15 protein-coding genes are annotated in these 18006 nt (G+C 42.5%); 13 read left to right on the top strand and 2 right to left on the bottom strand.

Going from position 1 to position 18006, the window contains the following annotated elements; all coding sequences use genetic code 11:
• Positions 1–27 precede the first annotated feature (27 nt).
• The 7 genes from MHB79_RS01645 to MHB79_RS01675 all read left to right on the top strand — a co-directional run bounded on the left by MHB79_RS01645 (position 28) and on the right by MHB79_RS01675 (position 7870).
• On the top strand, positions 28–1644 hold the full coding sequence (locus tag MHB79_RS01645) for a YceG family protein (protein ID WP_340988762.1): 1617 nt from the start codon (positions 28–30) through the stop codon (positions 1642–1644).
• Positions 1645–1658: 14 nt separating this feature from the next.
• Positions 1659–2753 carry a toxic anion resistance protein gene (locus MHB79_RS01650; RefSeq protein WP_340988764.1) on the top strand — a complete coding sequence of 365 codons (1095 nt, stop codon included), beginning with the start codon at positions 1659–1661 and terminating at the stop codon, positions 2751–2753.
• Positions 2754–3154: 401 nt separating this feature from the next.
• Positions 3155–4423: a glycine/proline betaine ABC transporter ATP-binding protein OpuAA gene (opuAA, locus tag MHB79_RS01655; protein ID WP_003216978.1), complete on the top strand. Its 1269-nt coding sequence runs from the start codon at positions 3155–3157 to the stop codon at positions 4421–4423.
• A gap of 10 nt (positions 4424–4433) precedes the next feature.
• A complete protein-coding gene (gene opuAB, locus MHB79_RS01660; RefSeq protein ID WP_034620780.1) occupies positions 4434–5279 on the top strand; it encodes a glycine/proline betaine ABC transporter permease subunit OpuAB in 846 nt (281 codons plus the stop codon).
• The gene (locus MHB79_RS01665) at positions 5279–6160 is read left to right on the top strand and encodes a glycine betaine ABC transporter substrate-binding protein (protein WP_284905763.1); all 882 of its coding nucleotides are present in this window, start codon (positions 5279–5281) and stop codon (positions 6158–6160) included. The genes opuAB and MHB79_RS01665 overlap by 1 nt, the downstream gene beginning before the upstream one ends.
• A 39-nt stretch (positions 6161–6199) precedes the next feature.
• Entirely contained in the window at positions 6200–7024 is an 825-nt protein-coding gene (locus tag MHB79_RS01670) for an alpha/beta fold hydrolase (RefSeq protein ID WP_003217161.1), read from the top strand.
• A gap of 123 nt (positions 7025–7147) precedes the next feature.
• Positions 7148–7870: an SDR family oxidoreductase gene (locus MHB79_RS01675; protein WP_050943293.1), complete on the top strand. Its 723-nt coding sequence runs from the start codon at positions 7148–7150 to the stop codon at positions 7868–7870.
• A gap of 47 nt (positions 7871–7917) precedes the next feature.
• Here the strand turns inward: MHB79_RS01675 and MHB79_RS01680 are convergent, their stop codons facing one another.
• Positions 7918–9045: a M20 peptidase aminoacylase family protein gene (locus MHB79_RS01680; protein WP_106032920.1), complete on the bottom strand. Its 1128-nt coding sequence runs from the start codon at positions 9043–9045 to the stop codon at positions 7918–7920.
• 153 nt (positions 9046–9198) lie between these two features.
• Between MHB79_RS01680 and MHB79_RS01685 the strand changes: the two genes are divergently transcribed.
• The 3 genes from MHB79_RS01685 to MHB79_RS01695 all read left to right on the top strand — a co-directional run bounded on the left by MHB79_RS01685 (position 9199) and on the right by MHB79_RS01695 (position 13455).
• Complete coding sequence (locus MHB79_RS01685) at positions 9199–10629, top strand: YfcC family protein (protein WP_003217247.1); 1431 nt, start codon at positions 9199–9201, stop codon at positions 10627–10629.
• A gap of 216 nt (positions 10630–10845) precedes the next feature.
• The gene (locus tag MHB79_RS01690) at positions 10846–11793 is read left to right on the top strand and encodes an L-lactate dehydrogenase (protein WP_003217251.1); all 948 of its coding nucleotides are present in this window, start codon (positions 10846–10848) and stop codon (positions 11791–11793) included.
• 39 nt (positions 11794–11832) lie between these two features.
• Positions 11833–13455 (top strand): L-lactate permease, encoded by a 1623-nt coding sequence (locus tag MHB79_RS01695; RefSeq protein ID WP_050943287.1) that lies wholly within the window; start codon positions 11833–11835, stop codon positions 13453–13455.
• A 238-nt stretch (positions 13456–13693) separates the two neighbouring features.
• Here the strand turns inward: MHB79_RS01695 and MHB79_RS01700 are convergent, their stop codons facing one another.
• Entirely contained in the window at positions 13694–14683 is a 990-nt protein-coding gene (locus MHB79_RS01700) for a LacI family DNA-binding transcriptional regulator (protein ID WP_340988767.1), read from the bottom strand.
• A 109-nt stretch (positions 14684–14792) separates the two neighbouring features.
• Here MHB79_RS01700 and MHB79_RS01705 point away from each other — a divergent pair, with 109 nt between their 5' ends.
• From MHB79_RS01705 to MHB79_RS01715, 3 genes are read left to right on the top strand one after another with little or no spacing between them, the layout of a single operon-like run.
• Positions 14793–16118 carry a DegT/DnrJ/EryC1/StrS family aminotransferase gene (locus tag MHB79_RS01705; protein ID WP_003217022.1) on the top strand — a complete coding sequence of 442 codons (1326 nt, stop codon included), beginning with the start codon at positions 14793–14795 and terminating at the stop codon, positions 16116–16118.
• Positions 16093–16959: an HAD-IIB family hydrolase gene (locus tag MHB79_RS01710; protein WP_251191162.1), complete on the top strand. Its 867-nt coding sequence runs from the start codon at positions 16093–16095 to the stop codon at positions 16957–16959. Before MHB79_RS01705 ends, MHB79_RS01710 begins: the two co-directional genes overlap by 26 nt.
• Positions 16956–18002, top strand: a complete 1047-nt coding sequence (locus tag MHB79_RS01715; protein ID WP_050943283.1) for a Gfo/Idh/MocA family protein — start codon at positions 16956–16958, stop codon at positions 18000–18002. The genes MHB79_RS01710 and MHB79_RS01715 overlap by 4 nt, the downstream gene beginning before the upstream one ends.
• Positions 18003–18006 lie beyond the last annotated feature (4 nt).

Genomic DNA, 18006 nt, shown 5'->3' on the forward strand with positions numbered 1-18006 from the left:
AAAATATAGGAGAAAGGAAGGAGCGGCGTGAGTTATAAAGAAATCAATGTTAACCAAACACGGGCGGAGCAGGAAGCCTGGAAAAACGTGCTGAAAAAGCCGCTCCCTGAAAGAGACGGTTATGTAAAGGACGAGCATACATTGTCCTTGCCGCGTCTCGCCGCCCGGGTCCTTGGAACTCCGCATGATGCAACCGATTATTTTATTTATTTACATGAATTATATGAAACAGATGGCGTTCACATTTTAAGTGAAACGCTCAATCGTCATATTGAGCCAGAGCATTTTCAAGCGCTTCAACGCATTCATTTGATTAACCAAGAAGAAAAAGGATTATCTGTGAATCGCTTTGTGGCTTTCTTAGATGGTGAACAGCTGATTGTACGCCATCCAAACCCTGTGATGAACCGGCATATCCGCCTTTCATTGATCAAGGTGTTTGAGCATTTCAAACAGCTGCATGAAGGGGGATTTCAGCATCCCGATTTCCGCCGGGTACTCCTGGATGTAGTGAAGTTTTCAAATAATCATCTAGGTCCATGGCTGAAGGAAGTCAATATAGAAGAAAAAATGCCGACTGTCATTTGGTATGGAGAGGCGAATAAAAGTCAGCTTTATTTTCTTTACTATGTCATGCTGATTGGCTGTGATGTTGTGCTATTTCATCCAGAGGGCGAGGATTCGTTCCGCGAACTAGATCCAGAAGAAAAGCTGACTTTTATTGATCAGTATCCGGGGACTTCAAAGCTGGAACCGTTCCCTACTGAAAAGCCTGAGAGGAAGTCAACGGTGGCGTACCGCTCGACAAGAGAGCTTGAAGAGGTGCTCCACACGGAAGATTCAATGCTGTATAAGCCTTGGCAATTCAGAGATCATACTCCTCATTCTATTACGCTGAAGACAACGTATGATGAGCTGTTTTTAATTGCAAAGGAACGTTCCTTTATCCGCCCTAATTTTCAAGCAGACCGCGACACGATACAGATTCCGAATCTCTTTGCGAAAATGATGGGAGTCACACGAGACAAGCGTGAATACTGGGATCGTATCCACACGTTAATGGAATGGAAAGAGACGAAGACCATTCGCCATTTTCCTTTTACGAAAGAAGTGTCTTCGAATTATCAATTTCATTATCAGCATGCCCTTTCGTCTGCTGGAGAGATTGATCCTGAATTATTAATGAAAAGCAACGTGTGGCAGTTTTCTCATCTATATGAGGGGACGCAGCGTGCGATAGCAGAGGCGATATCTCGAATCTGTCAGCATCCGAAGCTATTAAAAGAAGGCAATGAGACTGAATTAGATGTCCGTATTTATTTATTCAAACAGGTACTGCATATCGGCCAGGAGCTCATTGAACTCATTCAAACCTTTGATTATGCACAAACCGTACCGAAAGTGATTTTATATCATACGGAATATAATGGTGAGCTGACTCGTTCTGATGCGGCTGCCCTGATTTTTCTAAATGAAATGGGTGTGGATCTCTTCGTGTATCATCCGGCGGGATACCAGTGTATTGAGCGGTATATAGATGACCAATTATTTGATACCCATTGGCTTGATGAGATGGTTATGAACCAGGAGTTTAAAGAGCCGTCCATCGTTAGAAAATTATTTCAATCCATTAAAAACCGATAAGGAGATCAAAGCTTATGACAAATACAAACGGAAATGACATCATTTCAATTGATAAAGAGGAAATCTCCATTGAGAAGGCAGACGATATTCGCGTTCAGCTTCGAAATGAACCAGAAGTGCAAAATATTGCGAGACAGATCGATGCGAAAAATCAGCTGGAGCTGCTTGAATACGGAAAACAGCCGGCCGTTGAAATCTCTAAGTTCTCTGATCGTATTCTTTCGATGATGCGTTCAACTAGTGTCACTGACTCAGGAACGATGCTGACGCAGCTTGGAAAAATTATGGATCGTTTTGATAAAAATGATTTTGACGAGCCAAAGGGTGGTTTACTGTCAAAAATCTTTAAGCGCGGCGGCAGCATGATTGAAAAGATTTTCAGTAAATATCAAACGCTCGGTGCAGAGATTGAAAAAATTAATGTAGAGATCAGTAAATATAAAGACGAAATGACCAAATCGACTGTGACGCTTGAAGAAATGTATGAGCATAACATTCAATACTATATGGAGCTTGAAAAGTATGTCGTTGCAGGTCAAATGAAAATCGAGGAATTAAAGCAATTGGTTCCTTCTTATGAAGAAAAAGCAGCTAGTGGAAACCAGCTCGCACAAATGGAGCTTGATACACTTCGTAACGGCATTCAAGCGTTGGAAGAGCGTGTATATGACCTTGATATGGCACGGATGGTGGCTCTTCAAACAGCACCGCAAATTCGTTTGCTGCAGCGTGGGAATACGAAACTAATCGGTAAAATCAACTCAGCGTTCATTATCACGATTCCGATCTTTAAAAATGGCATCATTCAAGCTGTGACAGCGAAAAGACAAAAGCTTGTGGCTGATTCAATGAGTGAGCTGGATAGAAGAACAAATGAAATGCTGAAACGAAATGCTGAAAACATCTCAAGCCAAAGTGTAGAGATTGCCAAATTGTCTGGACGTCCAAGTATCGACATTGAAACGATCGAATCTTCCTTTAATACGATTGTACAAGGGATGAAAGAGACAAAACAGATCGAAGAAGAAAACAAACGATTACGCGAAGATGGAACAAAGCGTATGCTTGAATTGCAAGATAATATTAAGCGAGCTACACTAGAGTCCTAAAAAAATAAGCTGTCTGTAACTAAAGTTGCAGGCAGTTTATTAATATTTTAATTAAAATTTGAATGAAAAAGGTTTCTATGTGACCATTTTCGGGTAAATCCTGTTCAGGGGAATGGTTCACCCATGTTCGAAAAAGTTCGCTATGGTGAGGATTTGAGTTATTTTTTAGCACAATTAGGAATTTCCAGTAAAATATTGTCTGATGAGAGGAAATACCCCGTAAATGATGTTGTTTATGAAGCATTCTATAGGATTTACGAGTAATACGGCGTATAAACTCTAATCACCAGACCTCTTATATGGAATTCATACATATTGTGCGGAAATAAGCGAATTCTAAAGATTGTTCGCATCATAACGCTTATGTTACGGTTATAAAGATGCTAATTTGGAGGGAAAATATGAATTCTGAAGAGAGAAATATCAAAATCAAGATAAATAATGTATCTAAAATTTTCGGTAAAAATGCTAAAAAAGCAACTCAAATGCTTGAAAAAGGAAAAACAAAAAGAGAGATCCTAAAAGAGACCGGCGCAACAGTTGGTGTCAATCGAGCAAATTTTGATGTGTATGACGGCGAGATATTTGTCATCATGGGGCTATCAGGGAGCGGAAAGTCCACACTTGTGCGGCTGCTAAATAGGTTAATCGAACCAACCTCCGGCGAAATATATATTGATGGGGATATGATAACAAATATGTCAAAGGATCAATTGCGTGAAGTCAGACGGAAAAAGATCAGCATGGTCTTCCAAAACTTCGCATTGTTCCCGCACCGCACCATTCTTGAGAACACAGAGTATGGTCTTGAATTACAAGGTGTAGACAAAGAAGAGCGCCACTCAAAAGCGCTTGAATCTTTAAAGCTTGTTGGACTTGAAGGCTTTGAAGAGCAGTATCCAAACCAATTAAGTGGTGGGATGCAGCAGCGTGTTGGATTGGCACGTGCATTAGCAAATGACCCTGACATCTTATTAATGGATGAAGCATTCAGCGCACTCGATCCATTAATTCGTAAAGACATGCAGGATGAATTGCTTGAGCTTCACACATCTGTAGGAAAAACGATCATTTTCATTACCCATGATTTAGATGAGGCGCTTCGGATTGGCGACCGCATTGTGCTCATGAAGGACGGGAATATCGTCCAAATCGGAACACCAGAAGAAATTTTGATGAACCCATCGAATGAATATGTTGAACGTTTCGTTGAAGATGTCGACCTTTCTAAAGTATTAACCGCTGGTCATATTATGAAACGTGCAGAAACAGTCCAGCTCGACAAAGGGGCACGTGTTGCGCTCACGCTCATGAAAAACCTTGGAATTTCGTCAATCTATGCAGTTGATAAGAAAAAGCATTTATTAGGTGTTATTTCTGCACAAGCAGCGAAAAAGGCGGCAGAAATGGGAGCATCGCTTGAAACTGTTCTTGATAAAGAATTCACGACAGTATTGGAATCTACGTATTTGACAGAAATCTTTGATGCAGTGTCTGATGCGGCAAACATTCCAATTGCCGTTGTCGATGAGAAAAACAGAATGAAGGGTATTGTGGTCAGAGGTGCATTAATTGGTGCGTTATCAGGTAATGATGAGTATATCAACATGTCTTCTAACAAGCTTGAGGAAATTAAAACACAAGAGCCTTCTGCACAGGAGGTAGAATAAGATGTTTAGTATGAGTGATTTACCTAGAATTCCGTTCGCGGATTACATCGATCAATTTGTTGACTGGTTAACATTAACGTTTGGTGGTTTCTTTGATGGGATCACAAATGGATTAGCAGGTACAGTAAATGGAATTGTGGCAGTACTTGGTGTGATTCCATCCATTATTTTAACCCTTATTTTTGCCGGCATTGCTTGGTGGATCAGTACAAGAGGAATTGCTCTTTTCACACTTATTGGATTCTTGCTGATTGACTATTTAGGCTACTGGCATCCAATGCTTCAAACCCTTGCGCTCGTTTTAACAGCTGTGGTCATTTCCATCGTAATCGGGGTTCCGATCGGTATTTGGGCATCACAGAAGGAAACTGTGCGTAAAATTGTGACACCGATTTTAGATTTAATGCAGACAATGCCTGCATTCGTTTATCTATTACCAGCCATCTTCTTCTTTAACATTGGCGTTGTGCCTGGAGTTGTGGCATCGGTTATTTTCTCTATGCCGCCAACGATTCGTATGACGATTCTCGGTATTAAACAAGTACCAGCTGATTTAATTGAAGCAACAGAAGCATTTGGTTCAACGACATTCCAGCGTTTGTTCAAAGTTCAGCTTCCACTTGCAACAAAAACCATCCTAGCTGGTATTAACCAAAGTATCATGCTTGCTCTATCAATGGTCGTCATTGCGGCAATGGTAGGTGCACCAGGACTTGGTTCAGAAGTATATAGTGCGGTAACGCAGCTGAAAACAGGAATTGGATTTGAAGCAGGTATTGCCATTGTCATTGTGGCGATTACACTTGACCGTATTACACAAAACATTAAAACGAAAAAAACCAGGGGGAATGCTTAATGTGGAAAAAGTCTCTCTACATTGGGATGACCGCCCTGCTTGTCTTTTTACTAGCCGCTTGTGGCGCAAAGTCGGACTCAAATGCGAGTGCAGCACAGCAGGTGAATAAAACCATTATCGGTATTGATCCTGGTTCAGGGATTATGGCGCTAACGGATCAAGCGAAAAAGGATTACGGCTTAGAGGATTGGACGGTTGTGTCTGCATCAAGTGCAGCCATGACTGCAACGCTCAAGAAATCTTACGACCGTAAAAAGCCAATCATCATCACTGGCTGGAATCCACACTGGATGTTTTCTCGATATGATTTAAAATATTTAGAGGACCCAAAGAAATCTTACGGTGAAGCGGAAGAGATTCATACGATTTCACGTAAAGGGTTTGCAAAGGATCAGCCGGATGCAGCCAAAATGCTTGGTCAGTTTAAATGGTCTCAAGATGACATGGGCGAAGTCATGATGGATATCCAAGATGGTATCAATCCAAAGGATGCCGCCGTTAAATATGTGAAGAAACATAAAGACCAAGTAGCGAAATGGACAAAAGGCGTGAAAAAGTCGAATGGTGAAAAAGTCAATCTTGCCTACGTTGCGTGGGATAGTGAGATTGCAAGTACCAATGTTGCTGCAGAAGTACTGCGTGAGCTCGGATTTAAAGTGACCTTGACTCAGGTGGAAGCAGGTCCAATGTGGACAGCAATTGCAACTGGAAGTGCGGATGCCTCGTTATCTGCTTGGCTGCCAAATACGCATAAAACGTATGCAGCGAAGTTTAAAGGGAAATATGATGATCTAGGCACAAGTATGAAAGGTCTTCGCATGGGTCTAGTTGTTCCGACATATATGAAGAACATCAACTCGATTGAGGATTTGAAAAAATAGCTAATTATGATGAGGTTCCCTTATAATAGAAGGGAGCATATGAAAAAGCAGTCTGCTCAAAAAGCGGCTGCTTTTTTCTTATATATAAGGAAGGTGGACGAGTTGTCGATGATGGTTAAGCCAATCATGATTTTCCTGCATGGCGGAGGAGTAAGTAGCTGGATGTGGCAGGAGCAGATAAAAACATTCAAAGAAGCGTATGAATGCTATACGCCTGATCTCATTGGTCACGGGACTAGAGCAGATGAACAGTCCTTTTCCATGCGAGAAAGTGCTCTTGAAGTCATCTCATGGATCAAGCAGCATGCGCACGGACATAAAGTAATACTCGTTGGCTTCTCTCTAGGTGCACAGGTTGCCGTTGAGGTGTTATCAAAAGAGCCTGACATCGTAGACATAGCCGTCATCAATAGCGCTCTTGTAATGCCGCTGCCATGGCTTTACTTGATGGTGAGACCTCTTTTACCTCTTACGTATCCATTATTAAAGAAAGATTGGTTTATCGAGCTCCAAGCTGAAAAAATGGGGCTTCCAAACGATGTACTCAATCACTATGTGGCGGATTCGAAGAATTTGCAGAAGAAAACCCTTCTGACGATGTTTCAAGAAAATCTCCATTACAAGCTCCCAGACACGTTTCAACAAGCGAAGGCACGAATTCTTGTCACAGTGGGAGAAAAGGAAAAAGGCATCATGAAACGGTCAGCAAAGAAAATAACGAATTCACATCCGCAGGCAGCAGGTGTCGTCGTTCCCGCTATTGGACATACATTTACGTTTGAGAAGAAAGAACTGTTTATGGATATGGTTCAATGCTTTATAGAGGAACGCGCATTACCAGTGGAATTAAAGGAAATCAAGTAACCGAAAGTAAAGACAGGCATAAAAGAGGCAGCCAAATCTTAGAACCTATATGATAGAGGTATAAAACGCTTACAGATGAGCTACTGTCTGACTGAAAGCTCACGAGACGTAGAAGGAGGAGCTATGAGTAAAAACTATATCATATTCGGTGCAAGTCAAGGATTAGGGGATGCTTTTGTTAAAGGTCTTCCTTCAAGCGGAGATACAGTTTGGATTGTGTCTCGAAGTGAACCGAGCAGTTTGAAATTAGATGACGGTGTACATAGAATTTGGCTGAAAATTGATTTATCAAGCCAATCTCATATCCCATACATGATCGAAGCATTGGGGGACAAAACCATTGATGTCCTGATCTATAACGTCGGCTTATGGGAAAAACGAGGCTTTGAAGATGATTATTCATTTGATCACGATCAGCCAGAGGATATCGCTCATTTAATCAATGTGAACGTCACGTCTACGATTACTTACATCCAAGCACTGCTTCCGCACGTAAGAAAATCGGAGAATGGAAAAATCATCGTGATTGGTTCAACGGCGGGACTTGATCATACAAACCTACCGCAAGTTTCTTTTGTTGCATCTAAATTTGGCCTGCGCGGAATTGTGAATGCACTAAGAGAGCATGTGAGAAAAGATAAAATATCTGTCACCTGTATTAATCCAGGAGAGCTGGCGGCAGAGGTACCATATGAAGATGGTGCCGAAAAAGCCATCGCTCTATATGATGAAACGAGAATTCCTGTACAGGATATAGTAGAGCTTGCGAGATGTGTGATTCATTTATCAAGGGTATCCTGTGTTAAAGAAATCAACGTCCCAGCCATGACAGATTTGAATGCGTAAAACAAGCAGACCACCCGTTTAAAGAAAAAACGGGTGGTTTTTTGATTTTATGATGAATGCTGCTGAAGGGTTTGATAAACAGCTTCAGTCAAAATCTCAATGCCGGTAAAAATAGCAGAGCGGTCGAATGTCATATACGGATGATGTAGACCGGGCTTTAGATCACAGCCTAAACCAAGCATCGTGGATTTGATATGCGGAACCTTCGCTGCATAAAAGTGAAAATCCTCTCCGCCTGTCGTTACGATCGGAGGATCAAGCTGTTCTTTCCCTAAAATCTTTTCAATGGCTTGAGACATCATCTGAACGGCTTCCTCATTTAAGGTAGCGGCAGGCAGACGATGATCTGTTGAAAGGGTAATGGAAGCGCCAAAGGCATCCGCTACAGCATGTACGGCTCTTTCAATTTCTTTTTCTAGTTCATCCATCACTTCATTTGTTTGTGCTCTGACATCTAATGTAAAAGAAGCTTTGCCGGGGATGATGTTTGAACTACCTCCGCCAGCATGTAGGTTGGTCATTTTCACAGAATGTGCAACTCTTGGGTCGACATGAATATGCGCGAGTCTTTGCACGAGGGTAGAAGCGACTTCAATGACGTTGACCCCTAGATGCGGGCGTGCACCGTGGGCTTCCTCACCAATAATTGTGCCGATGTAATGATTACTCGATCCATGTAAGATCGCAGGTGCGCAGCGTCCGTTTAATGTTTCTTGAATTGGGCGCACATGCACTCCGTATAAGTAATCAACGTCTGCTAGCACACCTTTTTCAATCATTTTCAGCGCACCGCCGCCTTTTTCCTCAGCAGGCTGAAAAATGAAGCGGATGGTGCCGTTTGGGAGCTCCTTTTCTTTTAATGCCATGAAGGTGCCGAGAGCCATTGTCATGTGTGCATCGTGACCACATGAATGATTGGCTTGAAACTCACCATCTACTTCCTGCCAAAGTGCATCAATATCGGCTCTCACAGCGACCACTGGTGAACCTTCTCCCATTTCACCGATCACCCCTGTACAGTCGTCAAATGTTCGAGTTTGACAGCCCATTTTCTTTAATAAGTCCTCAAGATAAGCCGTCGTATTCGTTTCTTCCCAGCTGATTTCAGGGTGGGCGTGCAGGTGATCAAAGATGTCTTTCACCGTTTGCTGCATGTCGTTTGTCAAAGTTGTCATGAATAGCCTCCTTGCTGACAGAAAATCTGTCAAAATATTCTTTTAGTGAAATAATATTGATCTTAAATATCATCAGTGTTTATAATATAACACATCATTTGATTATTCAGAAAATTAAGTGAAATTCCAATCGAGACAAAGGGGTTTTGACACATGAAAACAGCAGCAGTATTACCACCAGAGAAACAAAAAAGAAAACTTCAAATGCCGGATGCGTATGTTCTCTTATTTATCATTGCGCTCATTTGTACCGTTGCAACGTATTTTGTGCCAGCAGGTGAATTTGACCGAAAGACGTCAGGGGAAATTACAACAGCTGTTCCTGGCAGCTATCACCGCATTGATCAATCACCCGTAAGTCCAGTGGGCTTTTTTACAGCCATTCAGGAAGGGATGGTAGGGTCTTCTTCTATTATTTTTCTCATTCTATTTACTGGTGGAACCATAGCCATTTTGGAGAAAACAGGTGCCATTAACGGAATGATTCACCATGTCATCAGCAGATTTCAAACTAAGCAATTATTGTTTATTTGTATTGTTGGAGGATTATTTTCAGTGCTTGGAACGACCGGAATTGTCGTGAACTCTGTTATAGGATTTATTCCAATCGGGATCATTGTGGCAAGATCCTTGAAATGGGATGCTGTGGCAGGAGCTGCGGTCATTTATATCGGCTGTTATGCCGGGTTTAACGCAACCATATTGTCTCCATCTCCACTGGGGTTATCTCAGACGATTGCAGAGCTGCCGATTTTTTCTGGCATTGGCCTGCGTGTCATTATTTATCTTTGTTTTCTTATATCTAGTATTGTGTACATCTATTTATATACAAGACGCCTAAAGAATAAAGAGAAGGGAAGTCTTCTTGGAGATGAATGGTTTCCTGCGAAGGGACTTGGCGGATCTGATGCAGAATCTGTGGACAAGCCTGCATTTACGGGCAGACATAAGCTGATTTTAGCAGTGTGTGGATTGTCTCTTGGGGGCTTCTTATATGGCGCGCTTCAGCTTGGCTGGACCGATAAGGAAATGGCAGGAGTCTTCATTTTCATGGCCATTGCTGCTGGATTGCTTGGCGGATTAGCAGCCAATGATATTGCGAAAACGTTTATCATCGGCTGTCAAAGTCTTGTTTACGGCGCACTCATTGTTGGGATGGCACGCTGCATTTCTGTCATTTTGGAAAACGGTAAGCTGCTTGATACTGTGGTTAATGGCTTGGCGAGTATGTTGACAGGATTTAGTCCAATTGCTGGTGCGATCGGGATGTATATTGCGAGTGCACTTCTTCACTTTTTGATTTCATCAGGATCAGGAGAAGCGGTTGTCTTTATTCCAATTCTTGCGCCGCTGGCTGACTTAATGGGCATCACAAGACAGGTCGCTGTAGAAGCGGTGATGCTTGGTGAAGGGGTGGTTAACTGTATCAATCCGACGTCAGGTGTGCTCATGGCTGTGCTTGCTGCAAGTGGTATTCCTTATGTGAAGTGGCTTCGTTTTATGGTGCCGCTTGCGCTCATTTGGTTTGTCATTGGCCTTGTCTTTATTTGCATCGGCGTGATGATCAATTGGGGACCTTATTAACATGTATAAAGCTGCTGACAATGGCTTGGCAGCTTTTTTCTTGTGGAAATATGCATGGAGACAGCGCTTTGAAAGCACAATAAGTGTGTTCACAAATTCGCAACATATTTTTTTTCAGAAACCCCCTTGAAAAAGTTTGTGAAGTGTTGCACAATAAGAATGTGAAATACTTCACATACAGAAAACAACCTAGTTTTACTCAGGAGGATGAGATAAATGACAAACGAAAAAGTAAACAAAGTAGCACTTATTGGAGCAGGTTTTGTAGGTAGCAGTTATGCCTTTACATTAATAAATCAAGTGATCACAGATGAATTGGTTGTCATCGATTTGAATCAAGATAAAGCAATGGGTGACGTCATGGATTTAAACCACGGGAAAGCATTTGCTCCGCATCCGGTGAACACATGGTATGGAGATTATGAGGATTGTAAGGATGCGGACATTGTGTGTATCTGTGCTGGAGCGAACCAAAAGCCAGGTGAAACGAGACTTGACCTTGTTGAAAAAAACTTAAATATATTTAAAGGCATTGTAGACAATGTGATGAAAAGTGGATTCGATGGTATTTTCTTAGTCGCCACAAACCCTGTTGATATTTTAACATATGCGACTTGGAAATTCAGTGGACTGCCAAAAGAACGAGTGATCGGCAGTGGAACTACACTTGATACTGCAAGATTTAGATACATGCTTAGTGAGTACTTTGACGCAGCGGCACACAATGTGCATGCGTACATCATTGGAGAGCATGGGGATACAGAGCTTGCTGTTTGGAGTCATGCGAATATCGGAAGTGTACCGATTACAGAATTAATGAAGAAAAATGATCAATACAAACAAGAAGATTTAGATGAGATGATGGAAAATGTCCGTCATGCCGCTTATCAAATCATTGAGAAAAAAGGCGCTACTTACTACGGCGTAGCGATGAGTTTGGCCCGCATAACAAGAGCGATTCTGCACAATGAAAACAGTATTTTGACTGTCAGCACTTACTTAGATGGAGAGTACGGAGCAGAAGATGTCTACATTGGTGTACCTGCCCTTGTGAATCGAAATGGCGCAACAGAAGTGATAGAGCTTGCACTGAATGATACAGAAAAAGAACAATTCGCGCACAGTGTGAATGTGTTAAAAGAGATTTTGGCTCCTCATTTTTAATCAAAAGCAACCTATCTGAGCAGAAAAGGATGAATCACTATGTGGCAGCAAATATATAATCCGTTTGGTAATGAGTTCGTGAGTGCATTGGTAGCAATGCTTCCAATTTTGTTTTTCCTACTTGCATTAACCGTATTTAAGTTAAAAGGTGTTTTAGCCGCTTGTTTTACCTTAATCGTCAGTTTTGTAACAGCGGTTTTCTTCTTTCATATGCCAATTGAAAAAGCATTATCTGCTGTGCTGCTCGGTATATCTAATGGGCTGTGGCCGATTGGATATATCGTCATCATGGCGGTGTGGCTCTATAAAATTGCTGTGAAATCTGGTAAATTCGATGTTATTCGTTCTAGTATTGCAGGAATCTCTCAAGATCAACGTCTTCAGCTCTTATTAATTGGTTTTAGTTTTAACGCATTTTTAGAGGGAGCCGCTGGGTTTGGTGTACCGATTGCGATTAGTGCCGCTCTCTTAACAGAGCTTGGGTTTAAACCGCTGAAAGCTGCGATGCTCTGCTTAATTGCCAATGCTGCGTCTGGCGCATTTGGTGCTGTGGGTATCCCAGTCATTACAGGGGCGCAAATGGGCAATATGACGCCGCTTGCATTATCTCAAACCCTTGTGTTTACGATTCCGTTTATTTCATTCTGTATTCCGTTCCTACTCATTCTCATTGTGGACGGATTCAAAGGGATTAAAGAAACGCTCCCTGCCTTGCTTGTTGTGAGTGGAAGCTATGCCATTTTGCAAGCTGTCACAATGGTGACAATGGGTCCTGAGCTTGCCAATATTATTTCAGCTTTAGCAAGTATGGGGATTTTGGCTTTATTTCTTCGAAAATGGCAGCCGAAACATATTTATCGTGAAGAAGGGGCACCAGACATTGAACAGAAACAAACGTATCGCGGCGTTGAAGTGCTGAAAGCATGGTCTCCATTCTATATTTTAACTGCCGTGATTACGGTATGGAGTCTGCCAGCATTTAAAGCATTGTTTGCTGTAGGAGGACCTCTCAACTGGACAACCATTTTAGTGAAAATGCCATTTTTGCATCAGCAAATTGTGAAATTACCACCAATTGCACAAACAGCAACACCTATTGATGCGATCTTTAAAATTGATGTGATCAGTGCAACGGGTACTGCCATTCTGATTGCGGTGATGCTGACAGGTTTGTTTAGCAGACATATTACATTAACAGAAGGCGCTGCCTGCTTAAAAGCATCAGTGAAAGAGCTTTGGGTACCAGTTCTCACTATTTGTTTTGTCATGGGCTTTGCCAACTTGGCGAACTTTGCTGGACTAAGTTCAGCCATTGGGCTTGCACTTGCCAAAACAGGCGATTTGTTCCCGCTTGTCAGCCCAGTGCTTGGCTGGATCGGGGTGTTTATTACAGGATCTGTCGTGAGTAACAACGCCTTATTCGGTAACCTTCAAGCAGTTACTGCTTCTCAAATCGGCTCTCAAGCAGGTTTGTTAATCGGAGCAAATACAACAGGCGGGGTCATGGCAAAATTAATTTCTCCACAATCTATCGCCATTGCTACAGCAGCAGTTGGAGAAACAGGTAAAGAATCTGAGCTCTTCCAAAAGACTGTGAAGTACAGCTTCATCCTGCTCGGCATAGTGTGTGTATGGACATTCATTCTTGCTCAATTTATATAGGTTTAAAAAAAGACTGAGACAGCTCTCAGTCACAGCGTGTAGACAAATCTTCGCATTCTTTGTCAGGCCTGTGCTCCGGTGCTCACGAATGTCAAATTCGCTCCGCTCCGTTGCTCGTCCTTCCTAGACTGCAAAGGTTTTCTATCACGCTGAAAAAAGGAAAACAAAGGGCTAAAATAAAGATCATTTTAGCCCTTTGTCACCAAAAAAGACTGAGACAGCTCTTAGTCTTTTTTGTTTATGTCGATTCCCTTATCACGAGCCAGGTAGGCAGCTGGATATGTTCACGCTGTAATGGTTTTTGGTCTTGCAGGATCTCGATTATTTGCTGCACAGACCGCTGGCCAAGCTCTACGATCGGGATGTCGATTGTGGTGATCGTTGGAGCCGTCACCTCGCAAATGTCTTGATTGTCATAGCCAATCACCGCTAGATCCTTAGGAATGTGATAACCATATGAAATGGCCTGTTTAATGAGTCCTGCTGCGACTTGATCATTACCGGTGAAAATGGCATCAGGTGCATTCTTCATGTTATGGATGACATCCATTAAGCGAAAACCGTCTTCAATGGTGAAGGCCTCGCCGAACAGCCAATCGTCATGCAGCGGCAAGCCGTGTGCAGAAAGAGCATCGAGATAGCCCTGTTTCCTTTGTTTCTGTGCTTCACTGCTTTCTGTATCAAAGCAAAACCCGATCGATTTCCGCCCCGACTGAATCAAGTAGTCAACTGCTTTATAGGCAGCTTCCCGCTCATCGTATCCAATAATCGGGATGTCTGCTGTTTGATGATATTCATTCGCCATGACAATAGGGCCGTTCGTTAAAAATGGCTCGATCTTTTCCCACGGATTTTCTAATGCCCCTAATATGACCCCATCTACTTCTCTTCTTTTTAATAATTGAAGCCCTTCAAGCTCTAATGATTCCTGATAAAACGTCTGAAGCACGATGGCTTTATAGCCTTGATCCAGTGCTTCTTTTGAAATTCCTTTAATGAATTGTGCAAAAAAAGGATGGTCCACAGCCGGGACAGACACAGCAATGGTTTTTGTCTGATGTGAACGAAGGGTGCGAGCCGCTGAACTCGGTGTATATTCCATTTCTTTCATCACCTGTAAAATGAGCTGGCGCTTTTCCTCTGACACATATGGATGATGATTCAGCACTCTGGAAACGGTGGTGGTTGAAACCCCGCAGCGTTTGGCAATTTCATAAATTGTACACATATTAACAAATCCTTTACACAAAGTTATTGTTCTGAAATCGATAACATCATTTACAATGTGAAACAAGTTAAATATTAACAAATGGAATTGATTAATTGGAGGGAATGGAATGCAAATATTGACGAAGATATCAGGTAAAAGCAAGGATTATCTTCCTTTGCTGGATATGATCAATCAAGGTGTTCAAGTAAAGTCTGATTCAGTTGAGAAGCACCTAGCAAATGAAAAGCTGGTGACGTTCCTCGAGCAAGATATAGGGCACACAGGATTGGAAAAAATTCTCTTCCATTATAAACAAAATAAGGAAAAAAAGATACCGTTTCTGCCAGTTGATAAACTGATTTCAGAGGATGAAATCGATGATATTATGCAGGTGCTGAAAGAAGTATTGAGTTCTGGCCGTTTTACTTCAGGGCCATATATCCCGGCGTTTGAAAAGCAGCTCGCTGAGTACTTAGGGAAGAAATATGTCATTGCCACGTCAAGTGGAACAGATGCCCTAATGATCAGCCTTATATCAGCAGGCGTCACTCCAGGAGATGAGGTCATTTTGCCAGCGAATAGCTTTGCTGCAACAGAAAATGCAGTGCTTGCGATTGGGGCTGTTCCAGTCTATGCCGATATTGATCCAGATACTTACTGCTTGGCACCGAGTGAAATAGAGAAGCATATCACAGATCAAACGGCATGCATTCTTCCGGTTCATTTATATGGAAAACAAGCGGATATGAAGGCCATTTCGGCGATTGCAAAAAAGCATGGGCTAAAAATCATTGAAGATGGCTGTCAGGCGATCGGGAGCACTGGTCTTGGAGCATATGGAGATGGGCTTGTTCTCAGCTTTAATCCATACAAAAATCTTGGTGTCTGCGGCAAGGCCGGAGCCATCGCGACAAATGATGAAGCCTTAGCGGAAAAATGCATGGAGATCAGCTATCACGGCTTTGAAGTAGGAAAGAAAAATGTCAAACGCAGTGACTACGGCTTTAATTCGAAAATTGATAATTTGCAGGCAGCGATCGGACTCGAACGTATGAAGTATTTAGGGTTACAAAACTTTAAACGTTTCTACTTAGCAAAGCGATACATTGACCAGCTACAAACGCTTGAGGAAGAAGGATACTTGAAGCTTCCGAAGCTAACGGATGATCACGTCTGGCATCTGTTCCCGATTAGAGTGATGAAGGGAGAGCGAGATGAGCTTGCAGCAAAATTGCTGAAAATGGGCATAGAAACGGATGTTTATTACCCAATTCTATCGCATCAGCATCAAACAAATCTTGTTTCTCAAAAGTATAAACAAACGACACTTCCACAAACGGAAAAAGCAGCACAGGAATTACTTCACTTGCCGCTGTATCCAGGCATGCCGCTGCAAGATCAGGAGAAGGTCATCGAGGGGGTTCATCATGTTATCAAGTCTTCCATTCAATAAAAAGCTGCTGAATCAGCCGGAAAATCCGAAATGGATCGTCTTCTGTGACTTTGATGAAACCTATTATTCTCACAAAATGACCGATGAGCAGAGAGAGGATGTCAAGCGGCTGGAAGCCTTTGTGGCAGAAAAGAGTGAAGCAGGACAGCTCATGCTTGGCTGGGTCACGGGAAGTAGCCTCGATTCTGTCACAAGTAAAATGGAAACAGGCGGTTTTTATCAATTCCCGCATTTTATTGCGTCGAACTTAGGGACTGAGATTGTGTATACATCGGATGCTCGTTTTGGACAGCCAGATGCGGAGTGGATGAAGCGGCTGGATGCACAGGGCTTCTCAGATGAAAAAATTGAAGACATCCTCGAAACCATACGTGAAAAGGGAATTCATCTCAGACCGCAAACGCAGCTGGGCAGCTCAGGGTATAAGAAGAATTTCTATTATCAGGAGCAGGATGAACGGACAGATCTTCATCATCTATCATTCATCCAAACACTTGCCAAAGAGCGCGGGGTGGCGGTCAACATCAACAAATGCAATCCGCTCGCAGGAGACCCTGCTGACTGCTATGATGTCGATTTTTTACCAGTCGGCACAGGGAAGGATGAAATTGTCCGCTTTATGCTGAACCAATATGATTTATCGAAAGATCAAGGCTTTGCCTTTGGAGATAGTGGGAACGATTTGCGGATGCTTCAATCCGTCACGCATGGTTTTCTCGTCCAAAATGCGACGGCCGAAGCCAAGCGGCACCATCATCAAATTTGTCATCATGGGTATGCAAAAGGAATCTATGAAACACTGAAAACAGTGATGTATAAACATGAGGAGGCACATTCATGAAGAAAATTGGAATTGTTGGAGCAGGGAATATTGCAAAAGCACATGCAAGAGCATTATCAACGATCAAAGGTGCAGAGTTATCCGGTGTCTATGATTTACATGAATCAGTTGCACAGGGATTCATTAAACAGTATGGCGGACGCGTGTATTCAAGTATCGAAACTTTAGCAGATGCATCTGATGGGTTGATCATTGCCTCCCCTAATTTTTGTCACAAAGACCATGCCCTTCAGGCACTAAGAGCAGGACAGCCCATTTTATGTGAAAAGCCGATGGCTGTGTCGCTGAAGGAAGCGGAGGAAATGGTGGAGACAGCCAAACAGTTCCAGGTTCAAGCCAGTATGGGCTTTAACTATCGTTACTTATCCTTTGTGAATATTTTGAAGAACTTGATTGCCAATGGTGAATTAGGCCGCATTTTGACTGTCAGGACTCATTTTAAGAAAAACAGTGCCCTCAGAAGAAAGACATTTTCATGGAGAGACAGCGGTGAGAGTCTGCGCACGAGCGGCGCTTTAGGAGATCTTGGTATTCATTTAATTGATATGCTGTGGTACTTATTTGGCAGTGACATGAAGAAAGAATCACTTAATACGAAGATGCTGACACATGTAAAGGAAAAAGAAGAGAAAAAGGTGCAGGTGGATGATCATACCGAAATTTTCGGTCAGATGGAGAATCAAGTGTTCTTTCACTTGGTCACATCCAAAAGCACGCAGCCTGAGGAATGCGGATTTAGTGTTGAAGTCGTTGGTCATGACAAGGTATTCAAATACCATACGAACATGAAAAACGAATACGAGATCAGTGATGGCTTGTGTGTGGAGCGTCATCAAATGCCGCAAACCTTGCTGACAGATCCGCCAAACGAATTTTACGGATGGTCTGATACGTTCCGTGATCAGCTGATGCACTGGGTGAATACAGATCCATATCCATCTCATATGAAAGTCGCTGATTTTGTAGACGGGTATCGCGCACAAGCAGCGCTTAATACGTGCTTCGAGAGGGAAGAGGCTGTCGAGTCTGCCCAGACATATTAAAGAG

The organism is Bacillus sp. FSL M7-0558, from assembly GCF_038003245.1.
GTDB lineage: Bacteria > Bacillota > Bacilli > Bacillales > Bacillaceae > Bacillus > Bacillus pumilus.

What these genes read in the sequence shown, in the direction of transcription:
- MHB79_RS01705 (WP_003217022.1), top strand. Translation starts at nt 14,793, where the DNA reads ATGCAAATATTGACGAAGATATCAGGTAAAAGCAAGGATTATCTTCCT.
- MHB79_RS01650 (WP_340988764.1), top strand. Translation starts at nt 1,659, where the DNA reads ATGACAAATACAAACGGAAATGACATCATTTCAATTGATAAAGAGGAA.
- MHB79_RS01685 (WP_003217247.1), top strand. Translation starts at nt 9,199, where the DNA reads ATGAAAACAGCAGCAGTATTACCACCAGAGAAACAAAAAAGAAAACTT.
- opuAA (WP_003216978.1), top strand. Translation starts at nt 3,155, where the DNA reads ATGAATTCTGAAGAGAGAAATATCAAAATCAAGATAAATAATGTATCT.
- MHB79_RS01665 (WP_284905763.1), top strand. Translation starts at nt 5,279, where the DNA reads ATGTGGAAAAAGTCTCTCTACATTGGGATGACCGCCCTGCTTGTCTTT.
- MHB79_RS01670 (WP_003217161.1), top strand. Translation starts at nt 6,200, where the DNA reads ATGAAAAAGCAGTCTGCTCAAAAAGCGGCTGCTTTTTTCTTATATATA.
- MHB79_RS01695 (WP_050943287.1), top strand. Translation starts at nt 11,833, where the DNA reads ATGTGGCAGCAAATATATAATCCGTTTGGTAATGAGTTCGTGAGTGCA.
- MHB79_RS01690 (WP_003217251.1), top strand. Translation starts at nt 10,846, where the DNA reads ATGACAAACGAAAAAGTAAACAAAGTAGCACTTATTGGAGCAGGTTTT.
- MHB79_RS01710 (WP_251191162.1), top strand. Translation starts at nt 16,093, where the DNA reads ATGTTATCAAGTCTTCCATTCAATAAAAAGCTGCTGAATCAGCCGGAA.
- MHB79_RS01700 (WP_340988767.1), bottom strand. Translation starts at nt 14,683, where the DNA reads ATGTGTACAATTTATGAAATTGCCAAACGCTGCGGGGTTTCAACCACC.
- MHB79_RS01675 (WP_050943293.1), top strand. Translation starts at nt 7,148, where the DNA reads ATGAGTAAAAACTATATCATATTCGGTGCAAGTCAAGGATTAGGGGAT.
- opuAB (WP_034620780.1), top strand. Translation starts at nt 4,434, where the DNA reads ATGAGTGATTTACCTAGAATTCCGTTCGCGGATTACATCGATCAATTT.
- MHB79_RS01680 (WP_106032920.1), bottom strand. Translation starts at nt 9,045, where the DNA reads ATGACAACTTTGACAAACGACATGCAGCAAACGGTGAAAGACATCTTT.
- MHB79_RS01715 (WP_050943283.1), top strand. Translation starts at nt 16,956, where the DNA reads ATGAAGAAAATTGGAATTGTTGGAGCAGGGAATATTGCAAAAGCACAT.